Genomic DNA, 23639 nt, shown 5'->3' on the forward strand with positions numbered 1-23639 from the left:
GTAAGTTGGCGCGCTGATAGCGCCTCGACCGTCAGTTGCAAATGCCGAAATTGGCGATTGCAGGCTTAGGCTTGCGGCGCAGTTCGCGCTTTCCTAATCGACCAGCACAATGCGCATCGCCCTCTTCGAACCGGAGATCGCCGGCAATGTCGGGGCAATCATGCGGCTCGGCGCCTGCCTAGGCGTGCCGGTGGACCTTATCGAACCGATGGGATTTGCGTGGGACGACAGGCGGGTACGGCGGACGGCGATGGATTATATCGACCATGTCGATGTGAGCCGGCATGACGGATTCGATGCGTTTCGAGGCGTCACACCCGGCCGGTTGGTCCTGTTCACCACCAAGGGCCGCTCGAGCCTTTACGATTTTCGCTTCGACGCGGGCGACGTTTTGATTTTCGGCAAAGAAAGCGGCGGCGTCCCGCCCCATGTGGCCGAGCAATGCGATGCCGCCTTACGGATTCCACTGAGACGCGAAGCCCGCTCCTTCAACCTTGCCACCTCCGCCGCGCTCGCCGTCGGAGAGGCGCTACGCCAGACTGGAAAGCTACCGCAATGAAGCCCCTCGACGAGCAGCAACAGGCCGCCCGCGACTGGTTCGAATCGCTACGGAACCGGATCTGCGCCGCGTTCGAAGCGATAGAACGCGAGGCGGGCAGCGACGCGTCATTCGAATATCTTCCGTGGGACCGCGTCGACGACGGCGGCGATCCCGGAGGAGGCGGCGTCCGCGGCCAGATGAAGGGCAAGGTGTTCGAAAAGGTTGGGGTCAACGTCTCCACGGTGGGCGGCCAGTTCTCAGCGGAATTCGCGCCGCAGATCCCCGGCGCAGAGGAGGATCCCAGCTTCTTCGCGACGGGAATCAGCCTGGTCGCCCACATGGCCAACCCGCACGTGCCCGCAGTGCATATGAACACGCGTTTCCTGACGACGACGCGGCGCTGGTTCGGCGGCGGCGCCGACCTCAACCCGGCAATCCCATACGACGACGATACGGCCGACTTCCATGCCCGGATGCGCGCGGCCTGCGCGGCGCACGACCCGACCTTCTATCCGCGCTTTTCGAAGTGGGCGGAGGAATATTTCTGGCTGCCCCACCGCAACCGGTCGCGCGGGGTCGGCGGGATCTTCTACGACCGGCTAGAGGATCATTTCGACGCCCATTTCGCATTTACCCGAGATGTGGGCGAGGCGTTCCTAGACATCTTCCCACAGATCGTCCGCCGGCGGATGAACGCGTCATTCACCGACGCCGACATGGAGCAGCTGCTGGAATTTCGCGGACGCTATGTCGAGTTCAACCTTCTCTACGACCGCGGAACCTTGTTCGGCCTCAAGACCGGCGGAAACATCGACGCGATCCTGATGAGCCTGCCGCCACTTGCCCGCTGGGCCTAGGCCGGCTTGCTGTCGACGTGCGGAACACTCGCCACGGTAGAGAGCTGGGCATAGATTCGCGCAGACATGGTGGCGAAGACAAGGACCAGTCCAGCATTAGCCGCGCCGATGAGCAATCCGAGGAACAGCGCCGATAGATTCATCGGTTCGGGCGTTCCGAGCACGGCAATAATCACCCCGCCGAGCACGAAGCTGACCGCGGCCATGACCAGCATGGCACCGATTGCCAGGATGACGATGTAAGCGAACAAGCGCCAGAAATGCCCTCGGGTCAGGGTCCAGCTTCGCTTCAGGATTGTCACCGGATTATCGCTTTCGGCGATCGCCACAGGCGCCATCATCGTGAAGCGGATGGCGAGGAAAAGAAACAGGAGAATGGCGACGAAAAGAATCGTCAGGGTCGTTCCGTCGACTTCGCCGGCAGCAAGCCGTGCCTGAAGCTGCGCGGCATCTTCCGGTGAAGTCGTGGCGCCGATAGCGATAACGACCAGTACGAAAAACGGGAGGACGAACAGGAGGATGGCGCCGAGCGCCGGGAGCAGCTTACGCAATCCTGCGCCAATCGCCTCGCCGACCCGCAAACCCGGGCGAAGTGCGACGGCCGTGGTTGCCAGCGCACCGACCTGCATTATGAGACCCATGAGCAATTCGAGCAGGCTTCGCCCAGCGTCAACCTGGGCAGCAGGCTCGCCTGGAACAGTCGGGCTGACGAGATTGGCCAGCGCAGTCGGAAGAAGCACGAGCGCCGCGACGATCAAGCTCATCAGCTTGCCATCGCGTTGCACGATTTCGCGGGTCTCATCCCATGCCCGGCTGATCGAAAGCGCCATACTTCGGTTCCTCCCCTACGCCGTCCTTATGATGTCGATACCGACACCTTGCAATCATGCCTCGGCAAGGCCCATTTCGCGAGGACGATGGAAATTGCGCAAGGAATCGAGTGGAAGGTCGCGCCCGGCCTGACCGACTATTCGGAGGCACTGGCCGCGATGGAGAATCGCGCCGCGGCAGTCCGCGATGCCGGAGCACGCGAACTGGTCTGGCTGGTCGAGCATCCGCCGTTGTTCACGGCAGGGACCAGCGCGGATGAATCCGAGCTCATCAATCCGCAGCATTTTCCGGTATTCGAGGCCGGCCGCGGCGGTCGATACACCTATCATGGGCCCGGCCAGCGCGTCGTCTACCTGATGCTCGATCTTGACCGGCGTGGCCGCGACATCCGCCGATTCGTCCATTCGCTGGAAGGATGGATTATCGATTCGCTCGGCCTGCTAGGGGTCGAGGCGCGCCGCGAGCCCGGACGGATCGGCATCTGGACAGGGCATGGCGCCGAAGAAGCGAAGATCGGTGCGATCGGCGTGCGAGTGAAGCGATGGGTGACGCTTCACGGCATTTCGATAAACGTCGCGCCAGCGCTGGATCATTTCCAGGGAATCGTCCCGTGCGGCATTTCGGAATTCGGCGTGACGAGCCTGTCGAAACTTGGGATCGATGCCGATATGGCCGCGCTGGACGCGCGATTGCAGGCCACTTTTCCCGCTTTTCTGTCGAATTTGCAGGGGTGTAACAAAGAGCCTTGAGGCAACCAAGGCAACCGACTATTGTCCGCCTCGATTTGGCAATGCGGAGTTCCGCTCCAGATCGGAAAAATCAAGGGAGTTTTGAATGCGTGCTCTTATCCTGGTCGCCACGGCGGCCCTGGCAGTGTCGGCTTGCAGCAAGAACGACGCCGCTGAGAATACCATGAATGTCGACGAAACCATGACCGCTGAGAACGTCATGACCGACGACACCATGAATGCGGACGCGAATGCCGTTGACGCCAACATGACCATGAACGCCGACGTCAATGCCGTCGACGCCAATGCGACGGTTGACGCCAACGCCACCGCGACCAACAACGCGATGTAATTTGGCGACGCCTCCGGAAGCGGGGGCGTTGGCAATTGAAGAGGCTGCCGGTACCAACCGGCGGCCTCTTTTTTTTGCCCGCAAGGAAATGATTCGATGCGCCGTTGGACTTTCGCTCTTGCCGTCATCGCACTGACCGCCTGCAACAAGGAGCAGGCGTCCCAGGACGTGCGGCAAACGGACCGGGAACTGGCCAGCGACGACCTGACCGCGAATGACCTGACCGCCATCGATGCGGCGAGCGCCGCCGATTCGAACATGGCGGCGGACATCGACGTCGCCAACATGGCGCTTAATTTGGATGAGGATGAGGGCGGGAACGCGACGCGCGAGTCATCGGCGCGCCGCTCCGTTCCCGCGCGAAACGGGGAAGCCCCGCGCAACCAGTCCAGCGAGAGCGAGGACGCCCCGGCGAATAATGAAACGGCCCCGTCACAGCCGGACAACGGGGCGAATTAAGCGAGTCCGACCAGCTTGTGGGTCTGGAGCGAAAGGCGCCAGCGCGGGCGCTCCATCGCAAGCCTGATCGCCGCCTCGACGGCCGCCAGCCGGTCGGCGCAGTCCATCGGCTGAACCAGGAAATTGGCGAAATCCCAGCTTTCGAGTTCGGCGGGGTCGATACCTTTCTGGGGCCAGACAAGCTTTAGTTCGTCGCCAGAGCGCTGGACGACCAATGTCCCAGCTTTCGGGCTGATGCATAGCCAGTCGATTCCGGGGACGGCGGGCAAGGTCCCGTTGCTTTCGACCGCTACGCGGAAGCCGCGCGAATGCAGGGCGTCGATCAGGAGCGAATCGATCTGGAGCATTGGCTCGCCGCCTGTGATCACGACCAGTCGATCAGCCGTTCCGTCGCCCCAAATCGCTTCCACCTGCGAAGCGAGCGACTCGGCGTCAGCAAATTTGCCGCCCGCTTCCCCGTCCGTGCCGACAAAATCGGTGTCGCAAAACGTGCATTGTGCAGTCTCCCGATCCTGCTCCCGCCCGCTCCACAGGTTGCAGCCGGCGAAGCGCAGGAAGACGGCGCGGGCGCCCGACTGCACGCCCTCCCCTGCAGGGTGAGGAAGCATTCCTTGACCGCATAGGTCATGATGCCGCGGTATCGACGAGACCGGCCTCGGCGAAGCCTTTGGCGCGGAGCCGGCATGAGTCGCAGTGGCCGCAAGGGCGCCCTTCTGGCGTTGGATCATAGCAAGACCAGCTCATTCCGGGATCGAGTCCGAGCCGGTGCGCTTCGCGCGCGATATCCGCCTTCGTCATGTGCAGAAGCGGCGTGTGGACGGTGAAACGGTCCCCTTCAACCCCGGCCTTGGTGGCAATATTGGCCAGATTCTCGAAGGCCGCGACGAAAGCCGGCCGGCAGTCGGGATAGCCGGAATAATCGAGCGCGTTTACGCCGATGTAGAGGTCGCGCGCTTTGGCGGCTTCAGCCCAGCCGAGACAGATCGAGAGGAAGATGGTGTTCCGCGCCGGGACGTAGGTGATGGGAATGCCGTCACCCTCGACGTCCTTCGGAACATCGCCCTCCCCCGTCAGTGCCGAGCCGCCGAAGAGGCTCAGGTCGAGCGGAAGGACGATATGGCGCTTCGCGCCGAGCGTCCGCGCGATGTTCGACGCTGCCTCCAGCTCGATCCGGTGGCGCTGGTTGTAATCGATCGTCAGCGCGAGCAGGTCGAAGCCCGCCTCGCGCGCAAGGCCGGCGCAAACCATCGAATCGAGACCGCCGGAAAGCAGCACGACAGCCTGTCTTGTCTTTTGCATGGACATCGTGAGGGCGCCTCTAAGGCCCCTGCCCCCGAAAAAGAAGGGGCCGCCGAAGCGGCCCCAGTTGCGAACCTTGCGTCCGCTAGGGAGGAATGCCGGCCCTCATCGGGCCACTCGAGTCTCCTAGCGCGGCATGGTTAAACTAACGCTTAACGACGGGGCAGTTGCCGGTCCGCCGGGCATGGATTGTGTAACCGAACGGGAGGCCGTCCGCGATCCCTTGGGTCTCGATGCGGACGCTGCGCGGGGTCAACACATGAACCTTGCTGTTGCCGAAGCCGCCGTTCGAGCAACTATATTGAACGTCGGCCCGATCCTGCGTGCCGGTGAGCACGACGCGCGTGCATTGCGCGCGGCGATGCTCCCACTGGGTGAGGATGGCGGCGTCGGCCAGGCAATGGCGGCTTCCCCCCGTACCGGTGGCATTGGTGCTGACCTGCCATTCGCCGCTTCCGGACAGGGCCGACGGAAGGGACGCGGCGCCGGCAGCAAAGGCGGCTGGAACGATCGCGAGGAATCGAAATGGCAGTGCGAATCGCATCATGAGAATTTAATTTGCGTTATCTCGGTTCGTCTTGTCAGCCCAAATCGGCCGGATCGATCGGAAAATCGAGAGCGCAGAATGCGCAGTCGACACGAATGAATCCGTCCTCGCCGACCATCGCTGCGCGCTCCGCCTCAGGGAAACGAGCGATCACCGAGCGAACATAATCAGGGTTGCAGCGGCAGCCACGAACGAGAGCGACAGGCTCGAGAACCCGCACCTCCTCTTCCTCGTGGAACAGGCGCCAAACCAGTTGGTCGAGGGCGAGGCCGCGATCGGTCAGCTCTTCATCCTTGATCGAGCTGGCAAGGATCGCGACGTGCGGCCATTCGGGATGGTCGAGGCGGGTGTGCAGGCGCTCCCGGCCCTCTTCCCCTTCGGGAGATGCTGGACCATGAGGCCGCCGGCGACCCAACCAAATTCGTCATTTGCGACGGCCAGCCGAACAAGCGACGGAATCTGCTCCGACTGCGCGAAATAGCTTTGCGCGGCCTCGCCCAGACCCTCGCCTTCCAGGGGGACGATGCCCTGATAACGCTGGTCGCTGGCCGGCTGATCGAAAGTGATGGCGAGATAACCCTTGCCGAACAAGGCAAAGAGGTTGGGATTGGGTCCGGCCTCGGCAAGTCGCTCCGGATCGTGACGGACGTAGCCGCGAAGCTGCCCGCCCAGATAGTCGCAGACCAGCAGGTCGACGATCCCGTTCTCGGTCTGGGCCTGGAGCGTGAGCTGGCCGCCCGGATCCTTGAGCAAGGAGCCGAGCAGAGCCGTCAGCGCCAGCGCCTCCGCCAGCAGCGACTCGATGACAGGCGGATACTGATGATTGGCGAGAATTCGGTCGAGGGTCTCGCCGATGCGGACGAGCCGGCCGCGCGCGTGGTGGCCGGGGATGGTGAAGCCCAGCGCCCGGTCAGTCGTCAGAGCAGCAGCGTCGACTTCGCTCACGCCGCTTCCGGAATCCGATACTTGTCCGCGGCCGCAGATAGCCCGTGGACGAACTCGCGGATGTCGCCGTCGTCGATGGTCAAGGGCGGAAGAACCCGAACGACATTGTCGCCGGCCGCGACGAGCAGGATGCCCTCGCTCCGAAGCCAGTTCACGAAGGCCCGGCTGTCCGTCTTCATCTTGATGCCCAGCATCATGCCGAGGCCGCGGACGCTTTCGAACAAATGGTCGTGATTGGGGATCATCTGTTCGAGTGCCGACCGCAGGCGCTCGCCCGTCTGCCGAACGTGAGCGAGGAACTCCTCATTGGCGACGACGTCGAACACCGCTTCGCCCGCCGCCATGGCGAGCGGGTTGCCGCCATACGTCGAGCCATGCGTGCCGATGACCATTCCGCGCGCGGCCTTCTCCGTCGCCAGGCACGCCCCCATTGGAAAGCCCCCGCCAATGCCCTTTGCGCTGGCGAGAATATCGGGCGTAATACCGTAATACTCGTAGGCGTAGAGGTAGCCGGTGCGGGCAACGCCGCACTGCACCTCATCCAGGACGAGCATCAGGTCATGCTCGTCGCACGCCTTGCGCAGGCCGGTCATGAATTCCTTGCTTGCCGGGCGGATGCCCCCTTCGCCCTGAACGGGTTCGACAAGGAAGCCGGCGGTATGCTCATCGATGGCTGCGAGCGCGGCATCGAGATTGTCGAACTCTACGACCTTGAAGCCGGGAAGAAGCGGAGCGAAGCCGTCGCGCAGCTTTTCCTGATCGGTGGCGCTGATCGTCGCCATCGTCCGCCCATGAAAGGCGTTCTTGAAGGTGATGAGATCATGCTTGTGCGGATTGCCGCCAGCATGATGGTAGCGGCGCGCGGTCTTTATGGCGCATTCGACAGCCTCCGCGCCGCTATTGGTGAAGAACACCGTGTCGGCGAACGTATTGTCGACGATCCGCTGGGCGAAGGCCTCGCCCTGCGGGCTCCCGTAGAGGTTGGAAACGTGCATCAGCGTCTCGGCCTGCTTCTGGATCGCCTTGGTCAGGTGCGGATGGCCATGGCCGAGCAGGTTGACCGCGATGCCGCTGGCGAAATCGAGATATTTCTCGCCATTCTCGCCATAGAGATAGACGCCCTCGCCACGCACCGGCCGGACCTCGCAACGCGGGTAGACGGGCATGAGCGGCGTTATGGCCATGAATCACTCTCCTGGGATGGCTGGGACGGCTTGATTTTCGCGCCCGCCTATATCGCCCCGCACGCCCAAAAGAAAAGGGCGGGATCCGTCTAGCGGACCCCGCCCCTTCTTACGCATTACATTTTACGCGTCACGCCTAATCGCGGTCGTAACCGCGATCGTCTTCGCGCCAGTCGTTTCGGCCGTCGCGATCCCGGTCCGACCAGTAATTGCGGTCGTTGCGGTTGTTCCAGTCACGCGCTTCGCGAAACACGCGCTGCTCGAGCCTCGCGAGACGGATGTTGAGTTCTCGGCTCTCGTAATAGCTAAGGCCGTTGGCGGCAGCGCGGCGCAGGCGATATTCGAGGTTCTGCGCTTCGTTGCGAAGACTCCGTGCCTCGCGGTTCGACAAGATATCTCTGCGATCGAGACGGACGATCTGCCGCTGGGCGCGGTCGACCCGCGCCTGGAGCGCACGGACATGGCCGTAATTGTCCTGATAGCCGTAACCGTTGCCATAACCGTAGCCATAATTGGGCTGCGGGGCCCACTGGGCAGCGGCAGGTGCCGCCAGGCCCAGAACGGTCAGGGCAGCGGCGGCGGTGAGAAGCTTGGTACGCATATTGGCTCTCCTTTCGAGCGTTGATGAGAACTTTCTAGGAGAGCGGCCTTGAGGCGGCGCTGAACGCGGCTGTCATCGACCGTTCAGCAGCCGAAACGTCCTAAGTGCTTGGTAGACCAATGCGTTGTCTGGCGTTCATCGAACCGGCGGGGAACTTGCCAGGATTCGGCGACCAACATTGTCAGGATTCCGAACCCAATCCTTTCGCGAATCCGCGAATCGAATCAGTTCTTGATCTTCCAGCCGCTCCTGAGCAGCGAGTAGCAAGCGACGAACAGCGCGACATTGATGGCGGTGAGCACGGCTCCTCCAACCATCAACGGCGAGTCGGCCTCCCCCAAAAAGCCATGCCGGAAACCGGAGATGACGTAGAAGAAGGGATTGGCATGGCTTATCGCCTGAAAGGTCGGCGCCAGCGCATCGACCGAGTAGAATGTCCCGCTGAGGAGCGACAAGGGCGCGACGACGAAGTTCGTCACGGCAGCGGCGTGGTCGAACTTGTCGGCCCAGATTGACGTCATAAGGCCAAGGAAAGCCAGCATGAGCGATCCGGCGACGCCGAAGAAAAGGATGCTTAGCGGAGCGACTGGCGTGACGCTCACACTAGGCCAGGCAAGCATGACCAGCCAAACGGCGGATCCGACTAGAACGGCCCTCGTTACCGCCGCTCCGACCAGGCCTGCGATCAACTCGCCGACCGAAAGAGGCGGCATCAGGTAGTCGACGATCGTTCCCTGCATCTTGCCGACCAGCAGCGAGAAGCTCGAGTTGGCGAAACTGTTCTGAAGCATTGCCATGACGATGAGGCCCGGGGCGATGAAATCGGCGAAAGGCACGCCCATCACCGTTTTGCCCTCGCGCCCGAGAGCGACGGTGAAGATGATGAGATAGAGGAGGGTGGTGATGGCCGGCGCCCAGATGGTTTGCATCTGGACCTTGAAGAAACGTCGGACCTCCTTGATATAGAGTGTCTTGAGGCCTCCCCAATTGACACCGCTCAAGGTCGCGACGCCGGGTTTGGCGTGGAGCCGCGATGCACCTTGCTCGTTGGGGACTGGCCGTTCATCGGGCAATCGCCTATCGGCACCGGCGGCGGCCCGCAACTCGCGACGGAGAATTTGTAGCCAATGTCCTGGACTGAAGAACGCATCGACCGCCTCAAATCCATGTGGGCAAAGGGTTCGACGGCGAGCCAGATCGCCGAAGAGCTTGGCGGGGTCAGCCGCAACGCGGTGATCGGCAAGGCCCATCGCCTGGGCCTGGAATCGCGTCCTTCGCCGGTGAAACCGGGCGAGGAAAAGGAACAGGCCAAAAAGCCTGCCGCGAAGAAGCCTGCCGCTCCCAAGGCGGAGTCCGCTCCAAAGATCGAGGCCCCGGCCGCCGCAGCGGCAGCAGCCGACATCGCGCCAGGCGATGCCCCCTCCGGTGCCGGGCCGCGGTTCGCCCAACAATCGGCCCCGACAATGCCGCACCGTGCCAACCAGCCGCAGCAGCAGCTCGACCCCAACATGCAATATCGCTCGGTCGGGCCGGGCGGGTTCATCCGCCAGGGTCCCGGCGACACGCAGGCACCGATCCCGCCTGCGCCGCCACGTCGCCTGGTTCCGGCAAAGCCGAGTGCCGAAGTGGCCGACAAGACCAGCCTGCTCGACCTCAACGACCGAGTCTGCCGCTGGCCGATGGGCCATCCTGGCGAGCCGGATTTCTATTTCTGCGGCCAGCCGGCAAATCCCGGCTATCCCTATTGCGTGCAGCATTGCGGAGTCGCGTATCAGGCGCAGCTGCCGCGCCGCGACCGCCGTCCTCCCCCGCCGCTTCCGTTCGGCGGCCCGCGGGTCCGCTGACGCAAATCACCAAGCCGCGTTGGGCGTCAGTTCGCCCTTCGCGCCTTGCCGGTGCCGCACGACGCCGGAATGGCTACCGGCGCTCTGCGCTTGATGCCTTCGGCCGCAAGCCGCGACTGCAAAATCGGAAACGGCCGAACGTCGAAGTTCGGATAAACGAGGTATTGCATCAGGGTCGTAAGGCGGTCCGGCCGATGCAGCGGTATCAGAATAGCCGTTGCCCGTGACTTCTCGCCAAGCAATTCCGCAGCTTGCCAGTGGCTGGATGTCGATGCGTCCTCCCCGTCGAGACGGGCAGCGATTTGGGATCCCCGAGTGCCACCGTCTGCACACTCCTGCCGGAGTTCTGCAAGAACCTTGTTTTCGACGGGCAGCTCGCTGCTCAATAGCCTGGCGAGCAGCGGCCGGGCTTCGTCGGGATAACCGCCGGCCAGCAATGCACGGTGCGATTGATACTGGATCATGACCTCATCGGGACTCCTGCGGAGCTGCGCGCGCGCCAACTCCACCGCCAGCGGATAATCGGTGGAAAGGACGGCGGCAGTGATGGCGCGCGACTTCGGCGAGCCGCTTTCCATAGACAGTTGGTGAATGCGCCGGGCAATTTGCGCCATAAGCTTGCGGTTGTCGTTGTAGCCGGCGAGATTGACCGCCTCATCCCACGCTTCCAGGTCGCGCGGCCGCTCCTTGAGGTAAGTCAGCATCAGCCTCAGCGCGTCCCGGAATCGCAGGTCCATCAGTGCGCGTGCCGATCGATACCGGAATTGCTCAGGACGGCCGCGGCTGGCTGCAATCGCGGCGTCGACCCGCAATAGATATTCCTTTAGGCGCTGTGCTTCGGACCCTCTTTTCTCCGTGACTGTCGAACCGATGCGGGTGGCATTCCCGAACCAGTCCTGGGCCGCTTTCCACTGGGCGGCCGCGAAGGCAGGATCGATGCTGCGGGCCCTCTCAAACGCTTCGTAAGACCGCCGCGCATTTTCACTGGCACCGGTGACAAGGCCCTGCTGCTCATAGGCAAGGCCCTTGAGATATTCGTCATACGCTTCGACGGACCGGGTGCCGAGATTGACCATCGCCTGAAGGCGGCTGGGACTCATTACCGTGTCGAGCGCCCGCGCGATGGCGATCGCGATGTCTTCCTGAATCGAAACCACGCCAGTCACCGGACGATCATAGTTTTGCGACCACAGATGGAAGCCATCGGACGTCCTGATCAATTGCGCGGTCACACGCACCCTTCCCCGGTCGCGCCTGACGGAACCTTCGAGAACGTGCGCTACGTTGAGTCGTCGGCCGATCTCACGAACGTCGCCAGGCCCGATCGAACGCGTCGATGTGCGTGCGGCGACATGAAGGTCGGGCGTCCGGGCAAGGCTGTTGAGGATTTCCTCAGTCAGACCGGCGGCAAACCATTGCTGGTCGCGGCGCTCGGAAAGATCCTCGAACGGCAGCACGGCAATCGATTTCGGGTGAGCGGCGAGAGCGGCTTCAACGGACTGCGGCTGCTCGCCGGATCGAGACAGCACAATGACGGCGACAGTCAGCAAGACAATTGTCGCTGCCGCGATGGCAATTAGCCAATCTCGCCGGGAAGGGCGGACGGGGTGGCGCGCGGCGGGCACCGCGCTCGGGAAATTCTCTTCCTCCTGTACGGGCAGCAGGAAACGATATCCCCGGCCGTGCACCGTTTCGATGAAGGTGGGCGTGCGTGCATTGTCGCCAAGCGCCTGGCGCAATTCCTTGATGGCGGTGGTCAAAACCGCTTCGGACACGGCCAGGCTGGGCCAGACGCTGTCGAACAGCTCGTCTTTGGTCACCAGGCTTTGCGGGCGTTCCATCAAGGTCCGCAGGATGGCAAGCGCCTTCGCGCCAAGCCGGACAGCGCTTCCGTTGACCCACAGACGCTCGTCACGCCGGTCAAGCCAGACAGGTCCGGCCACTAGGAAGCGTTGAAGCTCCATCCCTCAATCTTCTACTGCGATTCGCCACAAGATGCGGGCCTTCGGGTTCCCCCGAACCCAGTCGCCTCAGAACTTCCTCAGATAATATAATCCACGGCATTTCGCGAATGTCTTAGCCAAAGGCTTGTTTTCCGTGAATTTTTTAACAACCGGTGCGGCTGGATGCGATCGCTGCAGCCCTCGCGAGAATTCAGGAAAGCAACAGGACTTGCGTTGCCCGCTCGCTGCAAAAGCCCGCTCGCATCGGCCCGTGGCTGGCCGACCGTTCAAAGGGAGAATCATAAAGTGACGGATAAAACTCAATCCGGAACAGGCGCATTCATTTACGGGGTAGCCAGTTACGGACTGTTCCTCGCCGTGTTCCTTTACGCAATCGGATTCATCGGCGGCTTCTTTACTCCAACGATCCTCGATGGAGAGGCGACGCGGCCCGTGCTCGAAGCGCTTTCCATCGACTTGGGTCTGCTCACGCTGTTCGCGTTGCAGCACAGTGTCATGGCCCGACCGGCCTTCAAGCGCTGGTGGACTAAGTATGTGCCCGAAGCGATCGAGCGCAGTACCTATGTCCTGTTCAGCTCGCTGGCCCTCGTTGCCCTGTTCTGGCTGTGGCAGCCGATCGGCGGTGTCGTGTGGGCCACAGAGGGATTTGCGCGCAATGTCGTAATCGGGATCTACCTGTTCGGCTGGGCGCTGCTGCTCTATTCCACTTTCCTGATCGACCACTTTGACCTGTTCGGTCTGAAGCAGGTGTGGCGACGTCTGAAAGGCGCAGAATATGTGCCGCCGCAATTCTACACGCCCGGCCTGTACCGTGTGGTCCGCCACCCGCTCTACGTCGGCTGGCTCACGATCTTCTGGGCGGCGCCGACGATGACGGTCGCGCACTTGGTCTTTGCTCTGGTGACGACCGCATACATCCTGTTCGCTATCCAGCTGGAAGAGCGCGACCTGGTCGACGCATTCGGCGACCGCTACGTCCGTTATCGGCAAAAGACGCCGATGCTGGTCCCAAGGATGTGGGGACAATCGTCAGAGCCGCACGAGACGGCCGAGGCCTAGCGCCCGACCGGCTTTAACGAATAATCAGCCCCGGCGGTTCTTCCGCCGGGGCTTCGTTCAATCACGCGTCGACGGTCTCGTTCGCCTTCGCCTCGATCTGTTCGGATTGGGGCTCGGCGCCGCCAATCGAAATCTTGCGCGGCTTCATCGCCTCCGGGATCTCGCGCTTCAATTCGATCGACAACAGACCGTCCTTGATGTCGGCGCCGGTCACCTGGATGTGGTCGGCAAGCGCGAAGCGCCGCTCGAACGAGCGGTTGGCGATTCCGCGATAGACGTAGTTGCGGTCGCCGCCATCGGTCTCCTCGCTCTTCTTGCCAACAACCAGCAAAACATTCTGCTGGGCGGTGATGTCGATCTCCTCCGGCTTGAAGCCGGCAACGGCGAGGTCGATACGATATTCATTGTCGCCGACCTTGACGAGGTCGAACGGCGGGTAATTTTCCCCGCCCTGGCCGGCCGTGCTGTTCTCGAGAAGGTCGAACAGGCGGTCGAAGCCAATGGTCGAGCGGCGGAACGGTGCAAAGTCAAAAGCAGAGCGCATGATGTAGTCCTCCTGAGTTGAGCAACTGGGCGGGAGGAACGGCCGCGCTGTTCAGGCCGATCCGACCCGTCGCCGGCCCCATGAAGGCGACCGGCGAGCGTGATTTGGTTGCAACAGAATGCATTTCAAGGGTCTGCACCGCTTGGCATCCGAACGCCGCGCCCCCTATAGCGTTCGACAAATGTCCGACCTGTTCGAATCCGGAAATTCCGCAACCCCGTCGACCGATTACGATGCTTCCGCAATCGAGGTGCTGGAGGGGCTTGAGCCCGTCCGCCGCCGCCCCGGAATGTACATCGGCGGAACCGACGAGCGCGCGCTCCATCACCTTGCCGCAGAAGTCATCGACAATGCGATGGACGAGGCGGTGGCCGGCCATGCCAGCCGGATCGAGGTGCAGCTGGATCCCGGAAATCGGCTGACGGTGATCGACAACGGCCGCGGAATCCCGGTCGATCCCCACCCCAAATATCCGGGCAAGTCGGCGCTGGAGGTAATCCTCACCACGCTGCATTCCGGCGGCAAGTTCGAGGGTAAGGCCTATGCTACTTCCGGCGGCCTTCACGGTGTCGGCGTCAGCGTCGTCAACGCGCTTTCAACCGAGACGATCGTCGAGGTCGCGCGCGACAAGAAGCTCTATCGCCAGGTCTTCTCCAAGGGTCTCGCGACCAGCGCGCTCGAAGAGGTCGGAGCCGCACCGAACCGCCGCGGGACGAGCGTCACCTTCACACCGGACACCGAGATTTTCGGACGCGACGCGGTTTTCAGCGCCGAGCGGCTGTACAAGCTGGTCCGCTCCAAGGCTTATCTGTTCGCCGGGGTCGAGATCCGATGGCGTTGCGACCCGTCGCTGGCGTCTGACGCGGTTCCCGAGCAGGCCGTCTTCCAGTTCCCGGGCGGGCTTGCGGATCACCTTAATGAGCAGCTCGTCGACCGCGAATGCTTCACCAGCCCGCCCTTCTCCGGCCGGCAGGACTTTCCGGACGGGCAGGGCCGCGCCGAATGGGCCGTCGCCTGGCCGCTGTGGACCGACGGCGGAACCGAAAGCTATTATTGCAACACCATCCCGACGCCCGACGGCGGCACCCATGAAGCCGGGCTTCGCGCCGCTCTGACCAAGGGGCTCCGCGGCTTCGGCGAGCTGGTCGGCAACAAGCGCGCAAAGGACATTACGGCCGACGACGTGTTCAACGGCATCGAGCTGATGCTGAGCGTGTTCATCCGCAACCCGCATTTTCAGAGCCAGACCAAGGACCGGCTAACCAGCCTTGAGGCCGCGCGCTTCGTCGAGGCGGCGGTGCGCGACCATTTCGATCATTATCTGTCCGACAACATGGACCGCGGCCGCGCTTTGCTCGGCGCCGTCATTGAGCGGATGGACGAGCGGCTGAAGCGCCGCGCCGAGCGTGAGGTGAAGCGCAAGACCGCGACCAGCGCGCGCAAGCTGCGCCTACCCGGCAAGCTGACGGACTGCTCGACCGACGATGCGGAAGGCACCGAGCTGTTCATCGTCGAAGGCGACAGCGCGGGCGGAAGCGCCAAGCAGGCGCGCGATCGCAAGACACAGGCGATTCTGCCGATCCGGGGCAAGATCCTGAATGTCGCGTCCGCGACCGCGGACAAGATCCGCGCCAACCAGGAAATCGCCGACCTCGGCCAAGCGCTGGGATGCGGCATGCGCGACAAGTTCGACGAAAAGTCGCTGCGGTACGAGCGGATCGTGATCATGACCGACGCCGACGTCGACGGGGCCCATATCGCGACCCTGCTGATGACGTTTTTCTTCCAGGAGATGCCGGAGCTGGTACGGCGCGGGCATCTATTCCTAGCGCAGCCGCCGCTCTACCGCCTGACATCGGGCAACAAGTCCGCCTACGCGCGCGACGACGCGCATCGCGCCGAACTGGAGGCGACGGAATTCAAGGGCAAGAAGGTCGAAGTTTCGCGCTTCAAGGGTCTTGGCGAGATGAACCCGCAGCAGCTCAAGGAAACGACGATGGATCCGGCGACCCGCTCGATGATCCGAATCACGCTTCCGGCCGAATATCAGGATCGCCAGCCGGTGAAGGACCTGGTCGACCGGCTGATGGGCAAGAACCCGGAGCACCGCTTCCAGTTCATTCAGGAACGCGCGGCGAGTGTCGATGAAGGCATTATCGACGCTTAGTCCGGGGGACGAAGTGTCAGGAACCCCTGTCATCGACGACTAGTTGAAACGCAAACGGCATAGGGAGTCGCAGGCTTTTCCGGCGCCGCTGCACTTGCCAATCGCCGGAAGGTTCGCCAACCGGGGACTTTAATGACCAGTATCGACGATATTCCGCGCCTCCTGGATGAACTGGAGGCCATCTACGAAAAATCCGTCGCTAACCTGCGTGAGGCGCTCCGCCGCTTCGCCGAGGATGGAACTAGGCCCGAGCCCCGCGCCCGGGCGGACGGCATCTTCGCTTACCCCGAACTGCGCCTGCGTTATGACCCGGAAGGCGCTCCGCCAGTGTCGTCACGCGCCTTCGCGCGGCTGAACCAGCCCGGAACCTACATCAGCTCGATCGCGCGACCGAAGCTGTTTCGCGCCTACCTTGCTGAACAGCTGGAGCATTTGCTGCGCGATTACGAGGTCGAAGTCTCGGTCGCCCGAAGCCCGAGCGAAATCAGCTATCCATACGTCCTCGACGGTGAGGTCGACCTTGGCGGCCTGTCGAGCGCCGAATTGTCCCGCTGGTTTCCATCGACCGAGCTTGTTCACATCGGCGACGAAGTTGCGGACGGGGTGCTCGATCCGGCACTGCTCGAGGATCGCCCGCTCGCACTGTTCGACGGACCGCGGACCGACTTCAGCCTTGCGCGGCTGAAGCATTACACCGGAACCCCGCCCGAGGACTTCCAGCATTTCGTGCTGTTCACCAACTATGTCCGCTACGTCGACGAGTTCGTTCGCTTCGCGGTCGACGCCCTGCGGTGGGAGAACAGTCCCTTCACGAGCTTCACCGTTCCCGGAGCGACGTTCGAGCGCGGCGACCTCAACGACGCCGAGGCGCAGGTCGCGGCAGGCTCGTGGCGGCGGCACCAGATGCCGGCCTATCACCTGATGGCGCCTGGCGGCACCGGCGTGACCCTGGTCAATATCGGCGTCGGCCCCTCGAACGCCAAGACGATCTGCGACCATATCGCGGTGCTTCGCCCCGAGGCTTGGCTGATGATCGGGCACTGCGGCGGCCTGAGGCCGAGCCAGACGATCGGTGACTATGTTCTCGCGCACGCTTACCTGCGCGACGACCATGTCCTCGACGACGTGCTTCCGCCGGAGATCCCGATCCCGGCGATCGCCGAAGTCCAGACGGCGCTGTTCGACGCCACGGTGAAGGTGACCGGCGAGGACGAGGACAGCGTCAAGAAACGGCTGCGCACTGGCACGGTCGTCACGACCGACGACCGCAACTGGGAGCTTCGCTACACGCTCTCCGCGCTGCGCTTCAACCAGAGCCGGGCGGTTGCGATCGACATGGAATCTGCGACCGTCGCGGCGCAGGGCTACCGCTTCCGCGTGCCCTACGGGACACTTCTATGCGTGTCCGACAAGCCGCTTCACGGCGAACTCAAGCTGCCCGGTCAGGCCAATGCCTTTTACGAGCGCTCGATCAGCCAGCACTTGCGCATCGGCATCGAGACGCTGCACCTGTTGAAGCGCGAAGGCGAAGGCCTCCACAGCCGCAAGCTCCGTAGCTTCGACGAGCCGCCGCTGCGTTAGCTGGCGGGCGGCGTCCAGCCGGCTGGAGTGAGGTCGATCACCCGGCCCTTCTGCGGCACAGGCGGACTGGATTTGAGGTACGCCTCGGTCGCATCTAGGTCGAGGCCGCCATCGACCGGATTGGTGCCAGCTGCCAGCGCCGTGAAACCGTCGCCCCCCGACGCGAGGAAATTGTTGACCGTCACGCGATAGGTCCGGGTAGGATCGATCGGCCTGCCGTCGAGCAGGATGCTGACGATCCGCTGCCCAGCCGGCCGCGACTTGTCGAACGAGAACCGGACGTTAGCCGAAGGCATGATGAGGTTCGGCCGAGCGACGGTGTTGGTGCCGCTGTCGAATTGCTGCTCAAGCACGGCCTTCACCTGCGCCCCCGTAAGGCTGATCGTGACCAGATTGTTGGCGAACGGCTGGAGCGCGAAAATCTGGCCGTAGGTGACCGTGCCGTCGGGGCCGGGAATGAGGTCTGTCCGCGCCCCGCCGTTGTTCATGAAGCCGAAGTCGGCTGCGCCCTTCGCAGGATTCCTCGCGACGAACAGCTGCCCGTCGGCGATGAATTCCGACGCCTGAGATTCACCGCTGATGCTGCCTTTTTCGAGCGGAGCGGAGAGTTTTCCGACTGGTCGATCCGCGATGACCGACGCTGCCGCCTTGTAGCGCTGGACGAGACTCGCGACGCCGGGATCGGCAGCGAAAACGCGATAGGCCGGATTGAGCGGCGCTTGTACACGAGCGTTGTCGATCGGTTCGCCCTGCACAGGCACGAACTCGGCGCGCTGATCGATAAGCGTGCCATCCGGAGCGAAGCTCAATCGGATGTCGGTGACGAGCGCGCCATAGCGGCCAGCGCTGGTGAGGAGACGTCGGGCGCCATTGTTGGGCGGCCTTTGGCAGATGTAAGCTTGATGCGTGTGGCCGGAGACGACGAGGTCGATGGCCGGATCGAGCTTCGCCAGAATCGGCATGATGTCGCCGGACAGGCCCGGGCATGACGGGTCATCAAATTTTCCATCTGTCGCCCCGCCCTGGTGGATCAGCAAGACGATTGCCTTGGCGCCATTTTGCTTAAGGTAGGGCACCAAAGCATTTGCGGTGCCCGCTTCGTCAAGAAAAGCAAGGCCCTTCACGCCATCCGGAGAGACCAGGGTGCCGGTCTCCTTCAAGGTCATGCCGATGAAGCCGATGCGCACGCCTCCAATGTCACGGATAGCAGTCGACGGGAACAGGTTGTTGCTCCCTTCCAGCACGTTCGCCGCGAGATACTGAAAGCCAGCGCCCGTGAACGCTTCCAGCGCGCAGGACTGGCGCGTTTCACGCGCCTGCTTTTCGCGGCAACCTCCGGCCTGCATTCGCTTCAGCTCGGCAGGGCCGCGGTCGAATTCGTGATTGCCGACGGCGGCCAGTGCGAGGCCGCTGTCGCTAAGCGCCCGAACCGTCGGTTCGTCGTAATAAAGCGAGGACACGAGCGGACTGGCACTGATGAGATCGCCAGCGGCGACGGTGATGCTCGCAGGCGTGCGGACTTCCCTCAATGCCGTCGCCAGATAAGCGGCGCCTCCGACCGGGACCTTGCCCTTCGATCCCTCATAAGCGAGGCCTGGCGGTTCGAGATTGCCGTGAAAGTCGTTGATCGCCAGGATTTGGACCTCGAGCGGCGGAGGCGGGGGTACAGTCGGCGGCGGCGTCGGCAGCGACGAGCAGCTAGCGAGAAATGCCAGCGAAAGGACAGCGGCGAGACGACGCATCGACGAATGCTCCAATCAGTGATTGCGGCAACGCTTAGCCGCGGTCAGAAGACAATGCCATGACTGACGATGAACTGGTCGCCGCCGCGCGCGACGCCGCTTTGAAGGCCTATGCCCCCTATTCCCGCTTTTCGGTCGGTTGCGCGATCGAAGGTGCGGACGGAACAATAGTCACGGGCGCGAACATGGAGAACGCCTGCTATCGACTGGGGCTCTGCGCCGAGCAAAGCGCGCTCACCGCTGCGGCGCATGCGTTCGGCCTTGGCAATGTCGCCCGAATAGCGGTCGCGGGGGCGACGGATCGGGAAGCGCGCTCAAAGGCGACTCACCTGTCACGCCATGCGGCGGCTGCCGTCAGGCGATCCTCGAGGCTAGCCAGTTGGGCGGACGCGACATCGAGGTGCTCTGTGCGTCGGGCGACGGAAAGAGGGTCGAGCGGCATCGGCTCTCCGCGCTCATTCCCAACGGTTTCGGTCCGTCGAGCCTCGCTGACTCGGCGCGGGATGGCGCTTCCTAGTGCATCATGACTAGCGGAAGGTCACAGGCGTCCAGTAAAGTGCTTGTGACCCCGCCGAAGAAATATTGGCCGACCCGGCTGTGATTGTAGCTGCCCATGACGATGTAGGCCGCGTGATAGGCCTTGGCCTGCGCAACGAGCAGGGCCGCGATGGCGGAGCCATCGGCCGATCCCGGGGGTTCGATCGTCAACTCGGCATGTACGTCGTGCCGCGATAGATATTCGAGTAGCCGCGTGCCCGGAAATTCATCGCCCTTCTTCTCTTCGCTGGCCTGGATGATCCGGACGTTGCCGGCGACCTGGAGCAGGCCAATCGACGCGCGAACGGCATTGGCAGCCTCATAGCTTCCATCCCAGGCGACGACCGCGTTTCCGAGCGGGTCGAATGTCCCCCCATCACAGGCCGGGACGAGCAACGGCGTCCGCGAGCGGTGAAGGATGTCGGCAAGCAGTCCCGAATTCGAGGGAAGCACATCGCTCTGGTGCGAATCTCTCCCAGTTACGACAAGGTCGCTTAGAGCGCCGAAACGCACGACCTGCGTAGCGATATTGCCGGTAACCTGCTCATAATCCCAGCTGACGTCTTCGGAACGCAATTCGTCCTCGATCCGAGCGCGAAGCCGCGCCTCCTCCTCGTCGAGAGCGCGGATCACGTCGCTCATGACAAACACACCGCCGAAGGCATCGAACGCGACATACGCTTCGACCGGAGTGATGTGGACGCAATGCAAATGGGCGTCGCACGTCCTGGCGATCGACAGCGCCGCTTCAAGTCGCTCCCCAACCGATCGATCGTTCTGAACGTGGAGCAGGATCGTCTTGATCCCGCCGCGGCTTCGCCGGTCTGTCGATGACGGACGATCGAGGGTGACAGGCATTTCGCTGGTCATCGCCTTGCTCCTAGCGGCGGCAACCAGATCTTGGTGGCGAAACGGCCCGCCGGCGCCATTGTCGCGAGACTATTATCGCCATAGCAGAAATGAAACGCTTTGACCCCGATCAAATCCCTGTTCGGATTGCCAGGGTAAGCGGCAGTAGAAGGAGTCCGAGATGCACGAGATCATCCAAAGTCCGAGCGACGTGGTTGCCGTGAAAATCAGCGGGAAGATCACGCTCGATGACCTGAAGGCCATTATGGACCGACTGGACGAGGTCATGGCTGAGCATGAAAAGGTCCATGTCTTCGCCGAAACTCAGGGAATCGAGGGCGTGGAATTGAGCGCGCTCCCGGAACATATGCGGCGCGCCTTTCCGCTGTTCAGTCAGCTCAACCGGTTTGGACGGGTCGCAGTCGTCGCCGACCAGGCCTGGATCCGCGCCGGAACGCGGCTGGAAAGCGCCATGCTTCCGAACATCAGCTACCGAACCTACATGCCGGAAGAACGCGAAGAGGCTCTGGGCTGGGTGTGCGGGCCGGCGATGGCCGCGGCGAACTGAAGTGACGGATGTCCCCCGGACATCCTACTTCACCAAATCGAAATGACGGATGTACCCGGACATCCTACTTCAATTTGATCTCGCGCAGCCGTTCCTGGAGGTATTCGTCGGCACTGATCGGCGCCCATTTCGGCTCTTCGCCCTGAGGCACGGTTCCGGGCAGCGCCTCGATCAGGAAATCCGACCGGAAGTGAAGGAAGAAGGGCATCGAATAGCGCGCCTTCGAGGCCCGGTCGGGAGCCGGATTGATGACACGATGGCTGGTCGAGCGAAGCTTCCCGTTGGTCAGGCGCTGGAGCATGTCGCCGATGTTGATCACCAGCTCGCCTGGCTTCGGGCGGACGTCGAGCCAGCGGCCGTCTTTCGTCAGCAGTTGCAACCCCGCCTCCTCGGCCCCAAGCAGCAAGGTGATGGTGTTGATGTCCTCATGCGCGCCGGCGCGAATGTGGTTGCCGGTTGGCTTGTCGATCGGCGGATAGTGAAGCAGCCGCATCACGGAATTGCCGTCGCGAACGGTGTCGGTGAAAAATTCCTCGTCGAGCTTGAGGAAGCGCGCGACGGCGCGGAGGATTTTCACCCCCGCCTCGTCGAATGCGGCGTAAAGGCGCTGGAAGGTTTCCTTGAAGCCGGGCACTTCTGACGGCCACAGGTTGTCCGGCATATGACCACGGAACCGGTGCCCTTCGGGAAGGTCGCGGCCGACGTGCCAGAATTCCTTGAGGTCGTGCGCCGACGCACCTTTGGCGGTTTCGATTCCGAACGGCGTGTAGCCGCGCGCTCCCCCGCCGCCTTCGACATGATATTTGCGCTTCACATCTTCCGGCAAGGCAAAGAACTGCTTCGCCTTTTCTTCTGCATCGTCGATCAGGTCCTGAGGAATGCCGTGGTCGCGAATGATCGCGAAGCCATAGTCGACGAAGCTGTGACCGAGCTCGTCTGAGAAGGCCTTGGGATCTGTGTCGGCATCCTTCAGAGAAACGGACGCAACATTGTCGCTGGTGATGATGTCAGTGCTCATGAACGCGCCTCTACTCCCGCCGCCGTTGCCACGCAATTGACGGCAATCAAAGGCGAATTACGGCATCATCAGTCCTGCGAGCGCCGCCGACATCAGGTTGGCTAGCGAACCTGCGAGCAGTGCCTTGAGGCCAAGTTTGGCGATAACCGGCCGCTGGTTGGGGGCAAGGTTGCCGACGACGGCTAACTGAATGGCAATCGAGCTGAAATTGGCAAAGCCGCACAGCGCGAAAATGACGATCGCCCGGCTACGGTCGCTCAGGGCTGCAGCGGCGCCCTGGGCATTGCCGAGATCGATGAACGCAACGAACTCGTTGAGAACGACCTTGGTGCCAAACAGGCCGCCCGCGACCTGCGCTTCGTTCCATGGAATACCGATGAGATACATCACCGGCGAGAAGATCGCGCCCAGCCCCGCTTGGAGGCTCCAGCCCTGCTGACCTACAGCCTCGCCGATGCCACCGACCACGCCGTTGACTAGAGCGACCAGCGCGACGAAGGCGAGGACCATTGCGGCGACCGCCACGGCTAGCTTGACGCCGGTTTGCGCGCCTTGCCCGGCGGCCTGGATGATATTGACCGGTTGCTCGCCCTCTTCGAAGCCGTGGACGTCCAGCTCGTCCTCTGGATTAGCCGGTAGGGCCTCAACCGGACGCCCTTCCGGTAACATCGCCGCGGGTCCTTCGCCGCTGATCCGCGACTGCGGCAGCTCGACCTTTTCGGGTTCCGCATGAAGAACCGCGGGATCGTCAGGCATGATCATCTTGGCCATGAGAATGCCGCCCGGCGCCGACATGAAGGCTGCCGCTAGCAGGTAAGGCAAATATTCATTGCCGAGCAGCCCGGCGTAGGCAGCCAGGATCGTTCCTGCGACGCCAGCCATGCCGACGGTCATTAGCGTGAACAGATGGCTTGCGGGAAGCGCCGGCAGGTAGGGTCGAACGACGAGTGGACTTTCCGACTGGCCGACAAAGATGTTGGCCGCTGCGCCGAGGCTCTCGACCCGGCTGATGCCGGTGACCCAGCCTATCGCTCCGCCGACCCAGCGAACAATCCGCTGCATGATCCCAAGATAGTAGAGGATCGAAACGAGCGCGGCGAAGAAGACGATGACCGGCAGCGCGAGCAACGCAAAGTTCTGGCCGAGAGGATCGCTGGCGAGCCCACCGAAGAGGAATTTGGTGCCCTCGCCGGCATAACCCAGCAGCGCCGCGACGCCGTCGCTCATGCCTTGAATGACCGCGCGTCCGCCGGTCGTTCGCAGTACCAGGAATGCGATTATGGCCTGTAGGGCAAAGGCAGCCGCTACGACCCGCAACCGTATCGCCTTGCGGTTGGAGGAGAAAAGTACCGCAATAAGCAAGATGACGGCGATACCGATGACGCCGAGAAGGACGTGATTCATGTGAGAACGCCCCTCCCC

At 62.8% G+C, this 23639-nt stretch carries 22 protein-coding genes and 3 pseudogenes; 11 read left to right on the forward strand and 14 right to left on the reverse strand.

Going from position 1 to position 23639, the window contains the following annotated elements; translation table 11 throughout:
• Window positions 1-109 precede the first annotated feature (109 nt).
• Window positions 110-559: a tRNA (cytidine(34)-2'-O)-methyltransferase gene (locus G7076_RS07170; RefSeq protein ID WP_166201612.1), complete on the forward strand. Its 450-nt coding sequence runs from the start codon at window positions 110-112 to the stop codon at window positions 557-559.
• Window positions 556-1398, forward strand: a complete 843-nt coding sequence (gene hemF, locus G7076_RS07175) for an oxygen-dependent coproporphyrinogen oxidase (RefSeq protein ID WP_166201613.1) — start codon at window positions 556-558, stop codon at window positions 1396-1398. The genes G7076_RS07170 and hemF overlap by 4 nt, the downstream gene beginning before the upstream one ends.
• Here the strand turns inward: hemF and G7076_RS07180 are convergent.
• Window positions 1395-2228 carry a glycerophosphoryl diester phosphodiesterase membrane domain-containing protein gene (locus G7076_RS07180; RefSeq protein ID WP_166201615.1) on the reverse strand — a complete coding sequence of 278 codons (834 nt, stop codon included), beginning with the start codon at window positions 2226-2228 and terminating at the stop codon, window positions 1395-1397. The two genes, hemF and G7076_RS07180, sit on opposite strands and share 4 nt — an antisense overlap.
• 87 nt (window positions 2229-2315) lie before the next feature.
• Here G7076_RS07180 and lipB point away from each other — a divergent pair, with 87 nt between their 5' ends.
• The 3 genes from lipB (at window position 2316) to G7076_RS07195 (ending at window position 3768) form a co-directional block, all read left to right on the forward strand.
• On the forward strand, window positions 2316-2978 hold the full coding sequence (gene lipB, locus G7076_RS07185; RefSeq protein ID WP_166201617.1) for a lipoyl(octanoyl) transferase LipB: 663 nt from the start codon (window positions 2316-2318) through the stop codon (window positions 2976-2978).
• A gap of 85 nt (window positions 2979-3063) precedes the next feature.
• Window positions 3064-3309, forward strand: coding sequence for a hypothetical protein (locus tag G7076_RS07190; protein WP_166201619.1), 246 nt, complete (start codon window positions 3064-3066; stop codon window positions 3307-3309).
• 96 nt (window positions 3310-3405) lie between these two features.
• Window positions 3406-3768 carry a hypothetical protein gene (locus G7076_RS07195; protein WP_166201621.1) on the forward strand — a complete coding sequence of 121 codons (363 nt, stop codon included), beginning with the start codon at window positions 3406-3408 and terminating at the stop codon, window positions 3766-3768.
• Here the strand turns inward: G7076_RS07195 and queE are convergent.
• From queE to G7076_RS07230, 7 genes and pseudogenes are all read right to left on the reverse strand, one after another.
• Window positions 3765-4396, reverse strand: a pseudogene (gene queE / locus G7076_RS07200) (7-carboxy-7-deazaguanine synthase). The gene G7076_RS07195 and the pseudogene queE sit on opposite strands and share 4 nt — an antisense overlap.
• Window positions 4393-5079 (reverse strand): annotated as a pseudogene (gene queC / locus G7076_RS07205) (7-cyano-7-deazaguanine synthase QueC); the annotation flags it as partial. The pseudogenes queC and queE, both read right to left, overlap by 4 nt.
• 133 nt (window positions 5080-5212) lie before the next feature.
• Complete coding sequence (locus G7076_RS07210; protein ID WP_166201625.1) at window positions 5213-5614, reverse strand: DUF3617 family protein; 402 nt, start codon at window positions 5612-5614, stop codon at window positions 5213-5215.
• A gap of 34 nt (window positions 5615-5648) precedes the next feature.
• Window positions 5649-6559 (reverse strand): annotated as a pseudogene (locus tag G7076_RS07215) (Hsp33 family molecular chaperone HslO).
• Complete coding sequence (locus tag G7076_RS07220) at window positions 6556-7743, reverse strand: aspartate aminotransferase family protein (RefSeq protein WP_166201627.1); 1188 nt, start codon at window positions 7741-7743, stop codon at window positions 6556-6558. Before G7076_RS07220 ends, G7076_RS07215 begins: the two are co-directional and overlap by 4 nt.
• Window positions 7744-7879: 136 nt before the next feature.
• A complete protein-coding gene (locus G7076_RS07225; RefSeq protein WP_166201629.1) occupies window positions 7880-8344 on the reverse strand; it encodes a hypothetical protein in 465 nt (154 codons plus the stop codon).
• 224 nt (window positions 8345-8568) lie between these two features.
• Window positions 8569-9345, reverse strand: coding sequence for an ABC transporter permease (locus G7076_RS07230; RefSeq protein WP_240913912.1), 777 nt, complete (start codon window positions 9343-9345; stop codon window positions 8569-8571).
• A 126-nt stretch (window positions 9346-9471) separates the two neighbouring features.
• Here G7076_RS07230 and G7076_RS07235 point away from each other — a divergent pair, with 126 nt between their 5' ends.
• Entirely contained in the window at window positions 9472-10188 is a 717-nt protein-coding gene (locus tag G7076_RS07235) for a GcrA family cell cycle regulator (protein WP_166201633.1), read from the forward strand.
• Window positions 10189-10214: 26 nt separating this feature from the next.
• Here the strand turns inward: G7076_RS07235 and G7076_RS07240 are convergent, their stop codons facing one another.
• Complete coding sequence (locus G7076_RS07240) at window positions 10215-12152, reverse strand: winged helix-turn-helix domain-containing protein (protein WP_166201635.1); 1938 nt, start codon at window positions 12150-12152, stop codon at window positions 10215-10217.
• Between the two features lie 285 nt (window positions 12153-12437).
• Here G7076_RS07240 and mddA point away from each other — a divergent pair, with 285 nt between their 5' ends.
• Window positions 12438-13211 (forward strand): methanethiol S-methyltransferase, encoded by a 774-nt coding sequence (gene mddA / locus G7076_RS07245; RefSeq protein WP_206367512.1) that lies wholly within the window; start codon window positions 12438-12440, stop codon window positions 13209-13211.
• Window positions 13212-13272: 61 nt separating this feature from the next.
• Here the strand turns inward: mddA and G7076_RS07250 are convergent, their stop codons facing one another.
• Complete coding sequence (locus tag G7076_RS07250) at window positions 13273-13755, reverse strand: Hsp20 family protein (protein ID WP_166201639.1); 483 nt, start codon at window positions 13753-13755, stop codon at window positions 13273-13275.
• Window positions 13756-13936: 181 nt separating this feature from the next.
• Here G7076_RS07250 and parE point away from each other — a divergent pair, with 181 nt between their 5' ends.
• Window positions 13937-15922, forward strand: coding sequence for a DNA topoisomerase IV subunit B (parE, locus tag G7076_RS07255; protein WP_166201641.1), 1986 nt, complete (start codon window positions 13937-13939; stop codon window positions 15920-15922).
• 132 nt (window positions 15923-16054) lie between these two features.
• Window positions 16055-17503, forward strand: a complete 1449-nt coding sequence (locus tag G7076_RS07260; RefSeq protein ID WP_166201643.1) for an AMP nucleosidase — start codon at window positions 16055-16057, stop codon at window positions 17501-17503.
• Here G7076_RS07260 and G7076_RS07265 read toward each other — a convergent pair.
• A complete protein-coding gene (locus tag G7076_RS07265) occupies window positions 17500-19245 on the reverse strand; it encodes a bifunctional metallophosphatase/5'-nucleotidase (RefSeq protein WP_166201644.1) in 1746 nt (581 codons plus the stop codon). The genes G7076_RS07260 and G7076_RS07265 overlap by 4 nt on opposite strands.
• A 59-nt stretch (window positions 19246-19304) precedes the next feature.
• Here G7076_RS07265 and G7076_RS07270 point away from each other — a divergent pair, with 59 nt between their 5' ends.
• A complete protein-coding gene (locus tag G7076_RS07270) occupies window positions 19305-19772 on the forward strand; it encodes a hypothetical protein (protein WP_346774084.1) in 468 nt (155 codons plus the stop codon).
• On the opposite strand, the gene G7076_RS07275 is transcribed toward G7076_RS07270, so the two are convergent.
• Entirely contained in the window at window positions 19759-20652 is an 894-nt protein-coding gene (locus tag G7076_RS07275; RefSeq protein ID WP_166201646.1) for a universal stress protein, read from the reverse strand. The genes G7076_RS07270 and G7076_RS07275 overlap by 14 nt on opposite strands.
• Window positions 20653-20812: 160 nt before the next feature.
• On the opposite strand from G7076_RS07275, the gene G7076_RS07280 reads away from it, so the two are divergent.
• Window positions 20813-21199, forward strand: coding sequence for an STAS/SEC14 domain-containing protein (locus G7076_RS07280; RefSeq protein ID WP_166201648.1), 387 nt, complete (start codon window positions 20813-20815; stop codon window positions 21197-21199).
• 64 nt (window positions 21200-21263) lie between these two features.
• On the opposite strand, the gene G7076_RS07285 is transcribed toward G7076_RS07280, so the two are convergent.
• On the reverse strand, window positions 21264-22217 hold the full coding sequence (locus G7076_RS07285) for an isopenicillin N synthase family oxygenase (RefSeq protein ID WP_166201650.1): 954 nt from the start codon (window positions 22215-22217) through the stop codon (window positions 21264-21266).
• Between the two features lie 57 nt (window positions 22218-22274).
• Window positions 22275-23621: a nucleoside transporter C-terminal domain-containing protein gene (locus G7076_RS07290; protein WP_166201652.1), complete on the reverse strand. Its 1347-nt coding sequence runs from the start codon at window positions 23619-23621 to the stop codon at window positions 22275-22277.
• Window positions 23622-23639: the final 18 nt, after the last annotated feature.

Origin of the sequence: Sphingomonas sp. HDW15A, assembly GCF_011301715.1 — a bacterium.
Lineage (GTDB): Bacteria > Pseudomonadota > Alphaproteobacteria > Sphingomonadales > Sphingomonadaceae > Sphingomicrobium.